The sequence below is a fragment of the Streptococcus infantis genome (assembly GCF_047463175.1).
Classification (GTDB): domain Bacteria; phylum Bacillota; class Bacilli; order Lactobacillales; family Streptococcaceae; genus Streptococcus; species Streptococcus infantis_AC.
Genome location: NZ_JASHEJ010000003.1, coordinates 118,790 through 134,597, shown reverse-complemented (window position 1 = coordinate 134,597; position 15,808 = coordinate 118,790). Strand labels below are relative to the sequence as shown.

At 40.2% G+C, this 15,808-nt stretch carries 15 protein-coding genes; 11 read left to right on the top strand and 4 right to left on the bottom strand.

Going from position 1 to position 15,808, the window contains the following annotated elements:
• Window positions 1-695 precede the first annotated feature (695 nt).
• From QM859_RS06895 to QM859_RS06870, 6 genes are all read left to right on the top strand, one after another.
• The gene (locus tag QM859_RS06895; protein WP_414262546.1) at window positions 696-1,328 is read left to right on the top strand and encodes a YesL family protein; all 633 of its coding nucleotides are present in this window, start codon (window positions 696-698) and stop codon (window positions 1,326-1,328) included.
• A complete protein-coding gene (locus tag QM859_RS06890) occupies window positions 1,306-2,979 on the top strand; it encodes a sensor histidine kinase (protein WP_414262721.1) in 1,674 nt (557 codons plus the stop codon). The genes QM859_RS06895 and QM859_RS06890 overlap by 23 nt, the downstream gene beginning before the upstream one ends.
• 2 nt (window positions 2,980-2,981) lie before the next feature.
• Window positions 2,982-4,268, top strand: coding sequence for a response regulator transcription factor (locus QM859_RS06885; RefSeq protein WP_414262544.1), 1,287 nt, complete (start codon window positions 2,982-2,984; stop codon window positions 4,266-4,268).
• 62 nt (window positions 4,269-4,330) lie between these two features.
• Window positions 4,331-4,855 (top strand): ABC transporter permease, encoded by a 525-nt coding sequence (locus tag QM859_RS06880; RefSeq protein WP_414262543.1) that lies wholly within the window; start codon window positions 4,331-4,333, stop codon window positions 4,853-4,855.
• Window positions 4,856-4,930: 75 nt separating this feature from the next.
• Window positions 4,931-5,398: a class Ib ribonucleoside-diphosphate reductase assembly flavoprotein NrdI gene (gene nrdI, locus QM859_RS06875; protein ID WP_070678690.1), complete on the top strand. Its 468-nt coding sequence runs from the start codon at window positions 4,931-4,933 to the stop codon at window positions 5,396-5,398.
• A gap of 70 nt (window positions 5,399-5,468) precedes the next feature.
• Window positions 5,469-5,678 (top strand): hypothetical protein, encoded by a 210-nt coding sequence (locus tag QM859_RS06870; protein WP_004250709.1) that lies wholly within the window; start codon window positions 5,469-5,471, stop codon window positions 5,676-5,678.
• Window positions 5,679-5,712: 34 nt separating this feature from the next.
• Here the strand turns inward: QM859_RS06870 and QM859_RS06865 are convergent, their stop codons facing one another.
• Both QM859_RS06865 and argS read right to left on the bottom strand, forming a co-directional pair.
• A complete protein-coding gene (locus QM859_RS06865; RefSeq protein ID WP_006146258.1) occupies window positions 5,713-5,961 on the bottom strand; it encodes a hypothetical protein in 249 nt (82 codons plus the stop codon).
• Window positions 5,962-6,372: 411 nt separating this feature from the next.
• On the bottom strand, window positions 6,373-8,064 hold the full coding sequence (gene argS / locus QM859_RS06860) for an arginine--tRNA ligase (protein ID WP_414262542.1): 1,692 nt from the start codon (window positions 8,062-8,064) through the stop codon (window positions 6,373-6,375).
• Window positions 8,065-8,217: 153 nt separating this feature from the next.
• On the opposite strand from argS, the gene argR reads away from it, so the two are divergent.
• Both argR and mutS read left to right on the top strand, forming a co-directional pair.
• Complete coding sequence (gene argR / locus QM859_RS06855; protein ID WP_414262541.1) at window positions 8,218-8,664, top strand: arginine repressor; 447 nt, start codon at window positions 8,218-8,220, stop codon at window positions 8,662-8,664.
• 46 nt (window positions 8,665-8,710) lie between these two features.
• Window positions 8,711-11,245 (top strand): DNA mismatch repair protein MutS, encoded by a 2,535-nt coding sequence (gene mutS, locus QM859_RS06850; RefSeq protein WP_414262540.1) that lies wholly within the window; start codon window positions 8,711-8,713, stop codon window positions 11,243-11,245.
• A 40-nt stretch (window positions 11,246-11,285) separates the two neighbouring features.
• Here the strand turns inward: mutS and QM859_RS06845 are convergent, their stop codons facing one another.
• Complete coding sequence (locus QM859_RS06845; protein ID WP_414262539.1) at window positions 11,286-11,744, bottom strand: DUF3021 domain-containing protein; 459 nt, start codon at window positions 11,742-11,744, stop codon at window positions 11,286-11,288.
• Entirely contained in the window at window positions 11,741-12,181 is a 441-nt protein-coding gene (locus QM859_RS06840) for a LytTR family DNA-binding domain-containing protein (protein WP_414262538.1), read from the bottom strand. The genes QM859_RS06845 and QM859_RS06840 overlap by 4 nt, the downstream gene beginning before the upstream one ends.
• A gap of 344 nt (window positions 12,182-12,525) precedes the next feature.
• Between QM859_RS06840 and rpsL the strand changes: the two genes are divergently transcribed.
• The 3 genes from rpsL (at window position 12,526) to fusA (ending at window position 15,788) form a co-directional block, all read left to right on the top strand.
• Window positions 12,526-12,939 carry a 30S ribosomal protein S12 gene (rpsL, locus tag QM859_RS06835; protein WP_001142332.1) on the top strand — a complete coding sequence of 138 codons (414 nt, stop codon included), beginning with the start codon at window positions 12,526-12,528 and terminating at the stop codon, window positions 12,937-12,939.
• Between the two features lie 19 nt (window positions 12,940-12,958).
• Window positions 12,959-13,429 (top strand): 30S ribosomal protein S7, encoded by a 471-nt coding sequence (rpsG, locus tag QM859_RS06830; protein ID WP_004250722.1) that lies wholly within the window; start codon window positions 12,959-12,961, stop codon window positions 13,427-13,429.
• Window positions 13,430-13,706: 277 nt separating this feature from the next.
• Entirely contained in the window at window positions 13,707-15,788 is a 2,082-nt protein-coding gene (gene fusA, locus QM859_RS06825) for an elongation factor G (RefSeq protein WP_006152851.1), read from the top strand.
• Window positions 15,789-15,808: the final 20 nt, after the last annotated feature.

Genomic DNA, 15,808 nt, shown 5'->3' with positions numbered 1-15,808 from the left:
TACCTTTTTCGCCTCTAACTTGATTGATGTTATCGACTTGTTATTTATTTTATCAATGTACATTTGACGAAAAAAAGAATACAGGACAAACAAATTCCTGTATTCTTAAAATAACTTAGAGCAGATTTAACAAAGCAGCGACTAATACGATTATAGTGCAAATTATTTTTCCGATTTTTTCATGTTGCTTGAACAATTTATCAGAGAAAAGAATCAATACAAGCGCAACACACATCAACGCAGTGCTTAAAGTTTGAGTAGTCATGTTCCATACTCCTTTCATTATTGTTAATCCAGCTCCTAAAATAACTTAGAACAGATATGATAATGAAACGACTAACATGATTATAGTGCAAATTATTTTTACGATTTTTACATATTGTTGTTTGAACAATTTATCAGAGAAAAGACTCAATACAAGCGCAACCCAAAACAAAGTAGTTTTTAAAATAAAAATAGTCATGGTCCATACTCCTTTCGTTAGTTGTTAATCCAGTAAATAAGTTGAATAGTAATTATCTAATTTTCAAACATATCCATCTGCCCTGGTAAAGTCTTTGTTCTTTGATTATTAATCGGTATCTCTATCTATCTTTATTATAGTACAAACATCATTATTAAACCAATAAATGTATTTATTTTTATTGCTCCTATTTTTGAGAGCGCTTGAAATATGTTATAATAAAACTAGATTAATGTATAGGAGGCAAACCGTGGGAAATTTCATTGAGCTAGTCTTTCATCGTTTCTTTTTGGGGATGATTGCGACGGCTTATTTTTGGTTATTGACACTAGCAGGAGGAGTGGTCTTTGGTATAGCACCCGCTAGTGCAACTCTCATGAGTTTATTTGCTGAAAACGGCTATTCTTACCGTGCTTATCGTTTCAAGGAAGCATGGGCTTTATTTAAGAGCAATTTTGTCAAAAGTAATATCAGTTTCTACACTTTTATAGGGATTGACTTCATCTTGATTTATGGCTTGTATCTGATGATTCAGTTGCCAAACCAGACGATTATCCACTTGGCAGCAACATTTCTAAATATCTTTTTAGTAGCCTTGGTATTTTTGGCCTACACGGTATCTTTAAAGTTACAGGTTTACTTTGAATTGTCCTATAAAAACACCTTAAAGCTCGCCTTTATCGGAATTTTTATGAGTTTATCAGCAGTGGCCAAAGTTCTCCTTGGTAGCGTCTTGTTAGCCATTATTGGCTTCTATATGCCAGCCCTCATTGCTTTTGTAGGCATTGGAATGTGGCACTTCTTTATTAGTGATTTATTGGAGCCTGTTTATGAAAGTATTCATGAAAAATCGGCAACCAAATAAGACCAAACAATTTCGCCTCCACTCACTCCTAAGAATCTATAGTCTGGTAATGATTGTCATCATTTCCTGCTTTGCTCTCTTGATTTCTTATGCAGACTGGGATATGCGTGAAAGGGAAGCCAATCGTGTCGGTCAGCGTGTTCTCGCTCGAACAGTTGATGAGGTTGAATACTACTATCGGGAGTCAACCCGCCTAGCTCAGGGATTGGTCGAGAATCAAGCCCGCATTGAAGGGATTTACAAGTATTTTAGCCTCAGCACGCCGGATTATTTTTACTGGCAGTTAGAGCGCAAGGCGTCACCCTATATTTCCGTTTCTATTTATGAAAATATCGATGATATATACGTGCGAAACGATTTTGTAACAGGTATTTCGATTGTTCTACAGGATTCAACGGATGTATTTGTTTCCAAAAGAGGAAACAGAGGTGGACAGAAGATTCCAGCTGAGAGCTTTAAACCAGATGCCAATAGTTTCGCTGTTCCAGTGTCTGATCCCATCTCGGATCAAGCTCTAGGGGTCATTTATATTTCCGTAGAACCAGAATTCCTCTATAAGGCGATTGACAATACCAGGGGAACAATTCCTGTTGCCGTAACGGTCATTGCACCATATGAAACAGATATGTTCTATATTGGAGCGAAGGGAACGAATGAGTCTTGGTTGGTAGGAACAACTGCCCATGGTTATCAAGTTCGAGTAGCTGTACCAAAGGATTATGTTTGGAGTGGGACTTTAGCGAGTTCGGCACTTATTTTAGGTTTGAGCGCTCTCTTTATCATCATTTTGTATATGACCTTAAGAAGGACTTTTTCTGACTATCAAAGTCAAGTTGTGGACTTGGTGGACTCTATCCAAGCCATTACTAAGGGAGAGCAGACCAAGAGAATCGACACAGATAAAAAGGACCAGGAATTGCTACTAATTGCTGAGTCGACAAATGATATGTTGGATCGACTAGAAAGTAATATTCACGATATTTATCAACTGGAACTCAATCAAAAAGATGCCAACATGCGAGCACTACAAGCTCAGATTAATCCGCATTTTATGTACAATACTCTGGAATTTTTGCGGATGTATGCTGTAATGGAGAACCAAAATGAACTAGCAGATATTATCTATGAGTTCAGTAGTCTCCTGCGCAATAATATCTCTGACGAGCGAGAAACGACACTCAAACAAGAAGTGGAGTTTTGTCGGAAGTACAGTTATCTCTGTATGGTTCGCTATCCAAAATCCATTGCTTACGGATTTAAGATTGACCCTGGCTTGGAAGAAATGCGCATTCCAAAATTCACCCTCCAACCGTTAGTGGAAAATTATTTTGCCCACGGAGTTGATCACAGAAGAACAGATAATGTTATCAGTATCAAGGCTTTGAAAAAAGATGGCTATGTCGAAATCTTAGTAACCGATAATGGCCGTGGGATGTCTGCTGAAAAACTAGCAGAAATTCAAGCTAAACTGGCTCAAAGAACCTTTGAACACACAGCAGATTATAAGGGGCAACGACAGTCTATTGGGATTGTTAATATCCACGAACGCTTTGTGCTCTATTTTGGAGACCACTATAACATCAATGTAGAATCAGCTGAACAAAAAGGTGTTCAATATAGAATCACCATTCAGGATGAAGAGAAAGGATAAAGATGTATAAAGTACTATTAGTTGACGATGAGTACATGATTACAGAAGGACTTAAGCGTTTGATCCCTTTTGAAAAATGGGATATGGAAGTCGTTGCAACAGCCAATCATGCTGACGACGCTTTGGACTATGTTCGAGAACATCCCGTAGATATCGTCATTTCTGATGTCAACATGCCTGGCAAGACAGGACTTGAAATGATTGGGGAAATGAAGGAACTCTTGCCAGAGGCTTACTATATCCTTCTTTCCGGCTATCAAGAATTTGAATATGTCAAGAAAGCCATGAACCTCAATGTTGTAGATTATCTTGTCAAACCAGTTGATAAGGTTGAGCTTGAACGCTTGCTTGAAAAGATTGCCAGTCAGCTTGGTGAAAAATCTCATGAGCCCGAAATATTGAGTCAGCAACTAGATGAAGAAGCATTCAAGACTCATCTCAGCCAAAAAGAAAACTGGTGGATTGGACTTTCAAAAGAAAAACAAGGGAATTTTGTCATTCCTTACTACGTCCTAGGTCAAGACTGGCAGATCGTCCTTGCTGATCAGGAATTTGAGGGCTTGTTGGTCATGCCTTTTGAAGCACCTTATCAATCCAACTTTGAAAAATGGAAATTTGACGTTGAAAAAGCCCTCTTCTATGGGACTGTAAATCTAGATCAATCTGACAGTCTCTTTTCTTATTATGAACCCATCTATCGAGTTATTATCCAGGGCAATCTTCAACAGATTATCGAGGAGTTGAACCTACTTGAGAAGATTGTGTTGGAAAACACACCGAGGGTGTCCATTACCAAGCAACTCTTTACTCAGTTTGTGATGGATGTTTTCCATCTCTTTGAGCATTTGAAAGCAGACGACATGACAGATATTGTCAAGAGGATTCATGCTATTACTAACTTTGAAGACTTAGTGGCTTATACAAAAGAAACCTTGACGTCCTTCTTTGGTCAATATCGTATGAATGAAAATGTCGTCAGTGTACTTGAAGTTATTGGTAGAGACTATAAAAAAGAGCTTTCTCTCAAGGATATCAGCAAAGATCTCTTTATCAATCCTGTTTACTTAGGTCAGTTAATCAAGAAGGAAACCAATTCAACCTTTGCTGAGCTTCTCAATAAGCAACGCATCAAGGCAGCCCAGCAACTTTTACTATCTACAAATGATAGTATCGAGGATATTTGCTATACGGTTGGTTATAGTAATGTAGGCTATTTCTACAAGGTCTTTCGAAAACTATGTGGAAAATCTCCTAAGGCTTACCGCAAGCAGATTGATGTAACCCTCTAACTTTTGTTATCCATCTTAAAATATGCTATAATAAGTTTAAAAAATATGAGGAGGTTACTTTTATGAAAAAGAAACCAATCTATCTATGGGTATTACTGATTTTTTCAGCCTTACTCTCAGCAATGTCACTATTTGGGATCATCTCTCCAGTACCTACTGCAGAAAGTATGGGTAATATTGAGACATCAGGTGTAGATGCTACTTATGCTAAGGAATTGATTGCCTACACGATTAAAGCAGCTGAACATAGTCATTCAATTATCAACATTATCTTAGTTATCTTATCAGCTATTCTAGTTGTTGTTGCTTTGATTTTCCTCGTACGTAAAAATATTCAGTTGGCCAATTATACCTATATCGGCTATGTCTTTCTAGCTATCCTTGGTTCTATCTACAACTTTGTAGGAGTCCAAGATGCACTTTCACTTTTTACAGACCCTAATGTTCGTATGGGGGCTGAACTAGGTGCTAAAGGTTCTACTATTTTTGGGATTGTACTCAATGTTATCTTTCTAGCAATCGTCTTCTATAAAATATGGCAGCAACAAAAAGAATTAACAGAATCTCAAGAAGAAGAACTCGTCTAAGAGTTGACAAAGGATAACTATCAAGATACAATCTTGGTAGTTATTTTTTTGGATTCGAGAAAGAGGGAGGAAAAGATGAAAAAAATTTCCTTAGTTTATATCAGTCTAAGCGGCAACACGGAGAGTTTTGTAACTCGTTTGAAAGCTTATTTGTTGGAGCAATATGCGAATATTGATGTGGAAAAAATTCATATTAAAGACTTGGTCAAGGAAGGAGAAGACTTCTTTGAGATGACCAACCCATATGTGGCTTTTCTACCGACTTACCTCGAAGGTGGCAATGGGGTTGACAATGGAGATGTGGAAATCTTGACCACTCCAGTAGGTGACTTTATCGCATATGGTGATAATGCTAGCAAGTGTTTTGGTGTCGTAGGATCGGGTAATCGCAATTTTAACAACCAATACTGTTTGACCGCCAAACAATATAGCCAGCGCTTTGGTTTTCCAGTCCTAGCTGACTTTGAAATGCGCGGAATGCTAGGAGACATCAAAAAGGTTGCAGGTATTATTGCTGAGCTTTATGAGCTTGAATCCTTGTAAGAGGATAGAGATGCTGGGCTAGATTTTTATCCCATGGATCATAGAATTTTTTCAAAAGAGAACAGTTCAAATGAGTAAATTACAGAGATCATTTTTAAAGTATATAAAACGCAAACCAAGCTTCAAGGATATTATGCTATGCAGTGCCTTGCTACTATTAGCGATTGCTCTGCTACTGTTCTCTGAGAAAATTTTTGATGAAAATGTAGCACCAGTTGGAACCATGGTATCCTTAGGGATTGTTATCCTGGTAGGAATCTTAGCTGTCAGAAATAAATAAAAAGACTCGAGAAATGTCATCTCGAGTCTTTTTGTTAGTTGCGAATTTCGTCAACGATTTCTTTTGAAATGGGAATTCCTAAACGGTAACCTTTATTCACGTAATCAATGACATCATTGATATTTTCTATCGTTTGGATTTTTTCTTTGATAGTTGCACGAAAATCTTGATCTTTCAATAGTTGGTCCTGAAGCAGTCTTTGAAGTTTCTCTTTTTCATATTTGTTGACAAGAAAGAGAAAAAGAAGACTGATAACAACTAGAATATAAGCATACTGGCTCATAAAAATTCTCCCTAGGTGATAAAGAAGTAAGTGGTTAGAGAAAAACGAATATCCTTCGCCTTTCGAGTGATAGTATTGTAAGCGCCTAGCCAAAGTCCGAATAGGATTTGACGTTAGTTACTGAGCTTGCTTAGTAATAAATTAATTTAATTTAATAGATCACGACATGCATCCAAATAAGTCGATATTATTTATTTGGATGCATTAGTAAGGCGTTTAGGCAAATCGCCCAGTAGCGATTGCCGTCAAGAGACTAGGAACTTTAGTTCCAGTAATTTGAAGATTACGACGTTCTATAACATAAATCGATGTTATTTATGTTATAGAACTAGTGAGGCAGTTAGCTAGTCCGCATAAAAGCGGCTAGCGTCCAACAATTAGGAACCTTTAGTTCCAATTGTTGGTACTGAATCACATCTTCTCTGGCGCCTCTACACCCAACAGACGAAGGGCTTCTTTGAGGACTACTGCTGTTGCATAGCTAAGGGCTAGGCGACTGTCACGTTCTGGACTTTCATCTAAGATACGAGTGTGGGCATAGTATTTGTTAAAGGCTTGCGCTAAGCTGATTGCAAATTTAGCGATGATAGAAGGTTCGTAATTATCAGCTGCACGTTTAATAATACGTGGGAAGTCTTGGATGAGCTTGATGATTTCCCAGCTTTCAGCATCGTTCAAGCTATAGTTGGCACCTGCTTCAGGTTTGAAATCGGCTTTACGCAAGATCGATTGGATACGAGCGTAGGCATATTGAACATAAGGGCCAGTCTCCCCTTCGAAGGATACCATAGCTTCAAGGTCGAAGTCATATCCATTTGTACGGTCAGTTTTAAGGTCATAGAATTTAATGGCCCCAACTCCAACAGCATGAGCGACCTGGTCTTTGTTTTCAAGTTCAGGATTTTTGGCTTCGATCTGCGCTTTAGCACGGCTGATGGCTTCTGCTACAGTTGGTTCTAGCAAGATAACATTCCCTTTACGAGTAGAAAGTTTTTTCCCTTCTTTTGTAACCAAGCCAAACGGAACATGGACAATATCTTGGCTCCAATCGTAACCCATTTCTTGCAAGACAGCCTTGAGTTGTTTGAAGTGAGCAGATTGTTCTTGACCGACTACATAGATAGATTTGGCAAATTGGTACTCGTTTTTACGGTAAAGGGCAGCGGCCAAGTCACGTGTGATATAGAGGGTTGCACCGTCAGATTTTTTGATAAGAGCTGGGTGTTCAATTCCATATTTTTCAAGATTAACAACTTGAGCACCTTCTGATTCGACTAATAGCCCTTTTTCAGAAAGGATGTCTACAACTGCATCCATTTTATCATTGTAGAAAGCTTCTCCGTTATAGCTGTCGAATTCAACTTGAAGCTCATTGTAGAGACGGTTAAATTCTACCAAGCTTTCATCGCGGAACCATTGCCAAAGAGCGAGAGCTTCCTCATCGCCGTTTTCAAGCTTGCGGAACCATTCGCGTGCTTCTTCATCCAAGCTTGGATCGTTCTCAGCTTCAGCATTGATGCGGACATAGAGCTTGAGGAGTTCATCGATTGGATGAGCTTTGACAGCTTCTTCGTTACCCCATTTCTTGTAGGCAACAATCAACATCCCAAACTGTTTGCCCCAGTCTCCCAAATGGTTGACCTTGACAGTTTTATAGCCGATTTTTTGGAAGATATGTGACAAGCTATCTCCGATAACTGTTGAACGAAGGTGACCGATTGAAAATGGTTTAGCAATATTAGGGCTAGACATGTCAATGACAACATTTTCTTGATTGCCAATCTCTTGGTCAGCGTAGTGCTCTTTTTCAGTGATAACGTTTTGTAGAACTTGACCAGAAATGGCAGCCTTATCAAGGAAGAAGTTGACGTAAGGACCTGTTGCTACAACCTTTTCAAAAGCTTGGCTATTGATCTTTTCAGCGATGTCAGTAGCAATCATTTGAGGAGCTTTACGTTCAACCTTTGCCAATGAGAAGGCAGGGAAGGCGATATCTCCCATATCTGAGTTTTTAGGTGTTTCTAGTAAATTTAAAATAGCCTCTTGGTCCAGGCTATCAATGACACTAGCCAACTCGCTAGCAATCAATTCTTTTGTATTCATTTAAGGCTCCTTTAGGGCTTTTCTACTATTTTATCACAATTTACTACATTTTTTTTGAAAGAAGAGATATTTTTTGAAATATCTAGTTTTTTTGATATAATGTTCTTACTAAAAAAATGTAAAATGTAATAAATATGCACTTGAAAGGATCTTATGAGAAAAAGAGAACGTCATCAGCTCATCAAACGAATGATTACAGAAGAAAAACTAGGAACTCAAAAGGAAATTCAAGATCGATTGGAAGCCTGTGATGTCTTTGTGACACAAACGACATTATCCCGTGATTTGCGAGAGCTTGGCTTAACCAAAGTTAAGAAAAACGATGTTGTTTACTATGTGCTAGCAAATGAGACAGAGAAGATTGATTTGGTCGAATTCCTTTCACATCACTTAGAGGGTGTTGCAAGAGCCGAATTCACCTTGGTTCTCCACACTAAACTTGGAGAAGCATCCGTTTTAGCCAATGTAGTAGATTCAAATAAAGATGGTAGGATCTTAGGTACAGTTGCTGGAGCGAATACCTTGTTGGTTATCTGTAAAGATCAACATGCAGCTAAAGTCATGGAAGAACGCTTGCTAGAGTTAATGGAAGATAGATAAGGTCTTGAGAGCTTCTCTCAGGACTGTTTTTACAAGGAGAGAGTAAATGACTACTGAAAAATTATCACCTGGTATGCAACAGTATGTGGATATCAAAAAACAATATCCAGATGCTTTTTTGCTTTTTCGCATGGGTGATTTTTATGAGTTGTTTTATGAAGATGCCATCAATGCCGCTCAGATTCTAGAGATTTCGTTGACCAGTCGCAATAAAAATGCTGAAAATCCGATTCCCATGGCTGGAGTCCCTTATCATTCTGCCCAACAGTATATCGATGTCCTCGTTGAGCGTGGCTACAAGGTTGCCATCGCCGAGCAGATGGAAGATCCTAAGCAAGCTGTTGGTGTCGTTAAGCGTGAGGTCGTCCAGGTCATTACACCAGGGACAGTGGTTGATAGTAGTAAGCCAGATAGTCACAATAACTTTTTAGTGGCTATTGATCGTGAAGGTTCCCAGTATGGACTAGCCTATATGGACCTAGTGACAGGTGATTTCTATGTAACGGGATTATCAGATTTCTCTCTAGTCTGTGGTGAAATCCGTAATCTCAAGGCCAGAGAAGTGGTGATTGGTTACGACTTGTCTGAAGCGGAAGAACAGATTCTCAGTCGTCAAATGAATCTAGTACTTTCCTATGAGCAGGAACCGTATGAAGATGTACATCTGTTGGATTCAAGATTGGCAACTGTTGAAGAAGCAGCTAGTGGAAAACTTCTTCAGTATGTTCATCGGACGCAGATGAGAGAGTTGAATCACTTAAAACCTGTTATTCGTTATGAAATCAAAGATTTCTTGCAGATGGATTTTGCGACCAAGGCTAGTCTTGATTTGGTTGAAAATGCTCGCTCAGGCAAGAAACAAGGTAGCCTGTTCTGGTTGCTAGACGAAACTAAGACTGCTATGGGTATGCGTCTTCTACGTTCTTGGATCCACCGTCCTTTGATTGACAAGGATCGTATCCTTGAACGTCAGGATGTTGTGCAGGTCTTTTTAGATTATTTCTTTGAGCGCAGTGATTTGACAGAAAGTCTCAAGGGAGTCTACGATATCGAGCGTCTGGCCAGTCGAGTGTCTTTTGGGAAAAGTAACCCTAAAGACCTCTTGCAATTAGCAACTACCTTAGGAAGTGTTCCACGAATTCGAGCAATTTTAGAAGGAATGGAGCAACCAGCTCTAGCTTATCTAATTGAACAACTGGATGATATTCCTGAGTTGGAAAGCCTGATAAGTGCTGCTATTGCCCCTGAGGCTCCCCACGTGATTACCGAAGGTGGTATTATCCGAACGGGCTTTGATGAGACCTTGGATAAATACCGCCGTGTTCTGAGAGAAGGAACCAGCTGGATAGCTGAGATTGAGGCCAAGGAAAGAGAAAACTCGGGCATCAATACTCTCAAGATTGATTACAATAAAAAAGACGGTTACTATTTCCATGTGACCAATTCGCAGCTCGGCAATGTTCCAGACCATTTTTTCCGAAAGGCTACGCTAAAAAACTCTGAACGTTTTGGAACAGAGGAGTTGGCGCGTATCGAAGGAGAAATGCTAGAGGCACGTGAAAAATTGGCAAACCTAGAATACGAAATCTTTATGCGTATTCGTGAGGAGGTTGGCAAGTATATCCAACGCCTGCAAGCCCTAGCCCAAGGAATCGCCACTGTCGATGTCTTGCAAGGTTTGGCAGTGGTCGCAGAAAAACAGCATCTGATTCGACCAGAGTTTGGACAAGATTCTAGAATTGATATCCAAAATGGTCGTCACGCTGTTGTTGAAAAGGTTATGGGAGCGCAGACCTATATTCCGAACAGTATCCAGATGGATGAAGCTACCAGCATCCAGCTGATTACAGGACCTAACATGAGTGGTAAGTCAACTTATATGCGCCAGTTAGCGATAACAGCAATTATGTCCCAGATGGGTTCTTATGTCCCAGCTGAGAGTGCTTGTTTGCCAATCTTTGATGCGATCTTCACTCGTATTGGTGCAGCTGATGACTTGGTTTCAGGCCAATCCACCTTTATGGTAGAGATGATGGAAGCTAATAATGCTATTAGTCATGCGACCAGGAACTCTCTCATTCTCTTTGATGAGTTAGGACGTGGAACCGCAACATATGATGGCATGGCTCTTGCCCAGTCTATCATCGAGTACATCCATGAGCATATCGGCGCCAAGACTCTTTTTGCGACTCACTACCATGAATTAACAAGTCTGGAATCTAATCTTGATCATCTAGTAAATGTTCACGTGGCTACGCTGGAACAAAATGGTCAGGTTACTTTCCTTCACAAGATAGAACCAGGACCAGCTGACAAATCATACGGTATCCATGTAGCTAAGATTGCAGGATTGCCAGCAGACTTGCTAAAAAGAGCGGATGCGATTCTAACTCAACTAGAGAGCCAAGGTCAGGAAAATCCAATTTCTATCAATCAAAGGAATGTTGTCAATGAGCAAATGTCTCTCTTTGATGAAAAAGAAGAAAATCCTATCCTAGCAGAATTGGCTGAAGTAGATGTTTACAATATGACACCGATGCAAGCCATGAACCTCTTGTTAGAATGGAAGCAAAAATTATAAGTCAAAACCCACTCAGTCCTGTGAGTGGGTTTCTGTTGTATTATTTTTTCTGAGCTAATAGTTGGTTGATGTGGGCAACCTTTTTAGATTCTCTCTTGTAGAGAATCGTCCAAATGATGAGGTAGACGATGGCAAACTCTGGGATGAGCTGAAGGATGAAAGTCCAGTGAAGAGGGAACCAGCCTGCTAGGATTGCTAAAGGTACAAAACCTAGCAACATAAGGAAGAAGTGAGTGACAGTCGCACGAAGAAGGCTCCAATCTTGAGCGAATAGACGGCTACCAAAACTAAAGAGGACTCCAATAGCTGACCAGATAAGTGTACAGTAGAGTAAAACTAGAGCACCGTGAACCTGATGACTGCTCATGAATTGACCAATAGCTGACTCTGGACTAAGTGGCGCGTAGTTGCTTGGTGAATAGATAAAAGAAAAGATAATAGATAGGATGAGGCCGATGAGGATACCAGTTGTGGCATCGTGAAATACTTGTTTTTTCATAGTTCTAATTTCTCCTTAATAGTTTTGAGGTAACGGCGAGATGAGTAGGTAAAACTGTCGTTTTTTAGATAGATTTCAATCAAGCCGTTAGAGGTTAGTTTTAGATGATTAATTGCATCAATGTTGACAATTTCCGATTGGGAAATTTGGATAAAGGAAGCAGGTAGAATTTCACTTGCTTGGTAAAGACGAATGTCGAGAGCGTAGGTTCGACTATCAGTTTCAGCCAAAACTTTACGATTTTCAATGTAAATTCGCTGGATTTTGCTAATCTGAATCAAGTAGACCTGGTCTTGAAATTTTCCTTTGATGGTCTCCTTTTGATCCAGAGATTGGACAAAGTCCTGAACTTTTTGAACTCGAGTGGACAAGGTTGGCGCTTCGATTATGATTTGTTCTTCAGTATGTTGTGCATCAATGTCAAGTCTGACTTTCATAATTTCTCCTTTATAAAGTTGTAATAGAGATCTCTTGCTTACAAATCTATTAAACACCATTTTGTCGACAATTACAAGAAGCTTTGTCTATGTGGTCGATTGGAGAACCTATCTGGTAGGTGAGCGTTTTCAGATAGATTTATGATCCAAGAAGTCAAAAAATAAGAAGAAATATATTGACAAAAATAGAAAAAAAGTGGTACAATGTTAGACGGTACTTTTTACTTTTGGTCTCTCAAGAGTGTACAGGGACGTGCTGACAAATGTTGCAAAAGTACACACAGATGATAGCTGTCACCAAGTGTATCATCACCAAAAATAAAAAAAAACACAGGAGAATGTAGATGCCTACAATTAACCAATTGGTTCGCAAACCGCGTAAATCAAAAGTAGAAAAATCTAAATCACCAGCTTTGAACGTTGGTTACAACAGTCATAAAAAAGTTCAAACAAACGTTTCTTCACCACAAAAACGTGGTGTAGCAACTCGTGTTGGAACTATGACACCTAAAAAACCTAACTCTGCCCTTCGTAAATTTGCTCGTGTACGTTTGAGCAACCTTATCGAAGTTACTGCCTACATCCCAGGTATCGGACACAACTTGCAAGAGCACAGCGTGGTGCTTCTTCGTGGTGGACGTGTAAAGGACCTTCCAGGGGTACGTTACCATATCGTCCGTGGTGCACTTGATACTGCAGGTGTTAACGATCGTAAACAAGGCCGTTCTAAATACGGTACTAAACGTCCAAAAGCATAAGGAAAGGGGATAAAGAGAAATGAGTCGTAAAAATAGAGCTCCAAAACGTGAAGTATTGCCAGATCCGCTTTACAATTCACAATTAGTTACTCGTCTTATCAACCGCGTTATGCTTGATGGTAAACGTGGTACAGCTGCTTCAATCGTTTACGGTGCTTTTGAGCAAATCAAAGAAGCTACTGGTAACGATGCACTTGAAGTATTTGAAACAGCTATGGAAAACATCATGCCTGTACTTGAAGTACGTGCACGTCGTGTTGGTGGATCAAACTACCAAGTCCCAGTTGAAGTTCGTCCAGAACGTCGTACAACACTTGGACTTCGTTGGTTGGTAACAATTGCTCGCCTTCGTGGTGAACACACAATGCAAGACCGTCTTGCAAAAGAAATCTTGGATGCTGCTAACAACACTGGTGCAGCAGTTAAGAAACGTGAAGACACTCACCGTATGGCTGAAGCTAACCGTGCCTTCGCACACTTCCGTTGGTAATAAAATGATGCTAGGAACGGTAAGGATGCAAGGTGAAAATAGGAAACTGACGCAGTATTCGACGAATACAAGGAAGTTTATCTTTTTCACACAGCATCCCGTTCCGGCTCAAATCGGCTAACTAACTATAGCCCGAGTACAATTCAACTTCCCATCTCACGAGTTGAAACCAACTAAACAAGATAAACATTGAGAACGGGTGGGTCCTGCCTATCCGTTTTTATTGAAATCGTGTTATAATAGAATAGAAATAAAAAATATAGGAGAAACAAACCTCATGGCACGCGAATTTTCACTTGAAAAAACTCGTAATATCGGTATCATGGCCCACGTCGATGCTGGTAAAACAACTACAACTGAGCGTATTCTTTACTACACTGGTAAAATCCACAAAATCGGTGAAACTCACGAAGGTGCGTCTCAAATGGACTGGATGGAGCAAGAGCAAGAACGTGGTATCACTATCACATCTGCTGCGACAACAGCTCAATGGAACAACCACCGCGTAAACATCATCGACACACCAGGACACGTGGACTTCACAATCGAAGTACAACGTTCTCTTCGTGTATTGGACGGTGCGGTTACAGTTCTTGACTCACAATCAGGTGTTGAGCCTCAAACTGAAACAGTTTGGCGTCAAGCAACTGAGTACGGAGTTCCACGTATCGTATTTGCCAACAAAATGGACAAAATCGGTGCTGACTTCCTTTACTCAGTAAGCACACTTCACGATCGTCTTCAAGCAAATGCACACCCAATTCAATTGCCAATCGGTGCTGAAGATGACTTCCGCGGAATCATCGACTTGATCAAGATGAAAGCTGAAATCTATACTAACGACCTTGGTACAGATATCCTTGAAGAAGATATTCCAGCTGAATACCTTGAACAAGCTCAAGAATACCGTGAAAAATTGGTTGAAGCAGTTGCTGAAACTGACGAAGAATTGATGATGAAATACCTCGAAGGTGAAGAAATCACTAACGAGGAATTGAAAGCTGGTATCCGTAAAGCGACTATCAACGTTGAATTCTACCCAGTACTTTGTGGTTCTGCCTTCAAGAACAAGGGTGTTCAATTGATGCTTGATGCGGTTATCGACTACCTTCCAAGCCCACTTGATATCCCTGCGATCAAAGGTATCAACCCAGATACAGATGAAGAAGAAACTCGTCCAGCATCTGATGAAGAGCCATTTGCAGCTCTTGCCTTCAAGATCATGACTGACCCATTCGTAGGTCGTTTGACATTCTTCCGTGTTTACTCAGGTGTTCTTCAATCAGGTTCTTACGTATTGAATACTTCTAAAGGTAAACGTGAACGTATCGGACGTATCCTTCAAATGCACGCTAACAGCCGTCAAGAAATCGACACTGTTTACTCAGGTGATATCGCTGCTGCCGTTGGTTTGAAAGACACTACAACTGGTGACTCATTGACAGATGAAAAAGCGAAAATCATCCTTGAGTCAATCAACGTTCCAGAACCAGTTATCCAATTGATGGTTGAGCCAAAATCTAAAGCTGACCAAGACAAGATGGGTATCGCCCTTCAAAAATTGGCTGAAGAAGATCCAACATTCCGCGTTGAAACTAACGTTGAAACTGGTGAAACAGTTATCTCTGGTATGGGTGAGCTTCACCTTGACGTCCTTGTTGACCGTATGCGTCGTGAGTTCAAAGTTGAAGCGAACGTAGGTGCTCCTCAAGTATCTTACCGTGAAACATTCCGCGCTTCTACTCAAGCACGTGGATTCTTCAAACGTCAGTCTGGTGGTAAAGGTCAATTCGGTGATGTATGGATTGAATTTACTCCAAACGAAGAAGGAAAAGGATTCGAATTCGAAAACGCAATCGTCGGTGGTGTGGTTCCTCGTGAATTTATCCCAGCGGTTGAAAAAGGTTTGGTAGAATCTATGGCTAACGGTGTTCTTGCAGGTTACCCAATGGTTGACGTTAAAGCTAAGCTTTACGATGGTTCATACCACGATGTCGACTCATCTGAAACTGCCTTCAAGATCGCTGCATCTCTTGCACTTAAAGAAGCTGCTAAGACTGCACAACCAGCTATCCTTGAGCCAATGATGCTTGTAACAATCACTGTTCCAGAAGAAAACCTTGGTGACGTTATGGGTCACGTAACTGCTCGTCGTGGACGTGTAGATGGTATGGAAGCTCACGGTAACAGCCAAATCGTTCGTGCTTACGTTCCACTTGCTGAAATGTTTGGTTACGCAACAGTTCTTCGTTCTGCATCTCAAGGACGTGGTACTTTCATGATGGTATTCGACCACTACGAAGATGTACCTAAGTCAGTACAAGAAGAAATCATTAAGAAAAACAAAGGTGAAGACTAATACGTCGTCACTCTAAAAGG

Excerpts from the sequence above, each read along its gene's own strand:
- mutS (WP_414262540.1), top strand. The coding sequence starts at position 8,711 with ATGACTACTGAAAAATTATCACCTGGTATGCAACAGTATGTGGATATC.
- argR (WP_414262541.1), top strand. The coding sequence starts at position 8,218 with ATGAGAAAAAGAGAACGTCATCAGCTCATCAAACGAATGATTACAGAA.
- nrdI (WP_070678690.1), top strand. The coding sequence starts at position 4,931 with ATGAAAAAAATTTCCTTAGTTTATATCAGTCTAAGCGGCAACACGGAG.
- rpsG (WP_004250722.1), top strand. The coding sequence starts at position 12,959 with ATGAGTCGTAAAAATAGAGCTCCAAAACGTGAAGTATTGCCAGATCCG.
- QM859_RS06885 (WP_414262544.1), top strand. The coding sequence starts at position 2,982 with ATGTATAAAGTACTATTAGTTGACGATGAGTACATGATTACAGAAGGA.
- QM859_RS06845 (WP_414262539.1), bottom strand. The coding sequence starts at position 11,744 with ATGAAAAAACAAGTATTTCACGATGCCACAACTGGTATCCTCATCGGC.
- QM859_RS06865 (WP_006146258.1), bottom strand. The coding sequence starts at position 5,961 with ATGAGCCAGTATGCTTATATTCTAGTTGTTATCAGTCTTCTTTTTCTC.
- QM859_RS06840 (WP_414262538.1), bottom strand. The coding sequence starts at position 12,181 with ATGAAAGTCAGACTTGACATTGATGCACAACATACTGAAGAACAAATC.
- rpsL (WP_001142332.1), top strand. The coding sequence starts at position 12,526 with ATGCCTACAATTAACCAATTGGTTCGCAAACCGCGTAAATCAAAAGTA.
- QM859_RS06890 (WP_414262721.1), top strand. The coding sequence starts at position 1,306 with ATGAAAAATCGGCAACCAAATAAGACCAAACAATTTCGCCTCCACTCA.
- QM859_RS06870 (WP_004250709.1), top strand. The coding sequence starts at position 5,469 with ATGAGTAAATTACAGAGATCATTTTTAAAGTATATAAAACGCAAACCA.
- fusA (WP_006152851.1), top strand. The coding sequence starts at position 13,707 with ATGGCACGCGAATTTTCACTTGAAAAAACTCGTAATATCGGTATCATG.
- argS (WP_414262542.1), bottom strand. The coding sequence starts at position 8,064 with ATGAATACAAAAGAATTGATTGCTAGCGAGTTGGCTAGTGTCATTGAT.
- QM859_RS06880 (WP_414262543.1), top strand. The coding sequence starts at position 4,331 with ATGAAAAAGAAACCAATCTATCTATGGGTATTACTGATTTTTTCAGCC.
- QM859_RS06895 (WP_414262546.1), top strand. The coding sequence starts at position 696 with ATGTATAGGAGGCAAACCGTGGGAAATTTCATTGAGCTAGTCTTTCAT.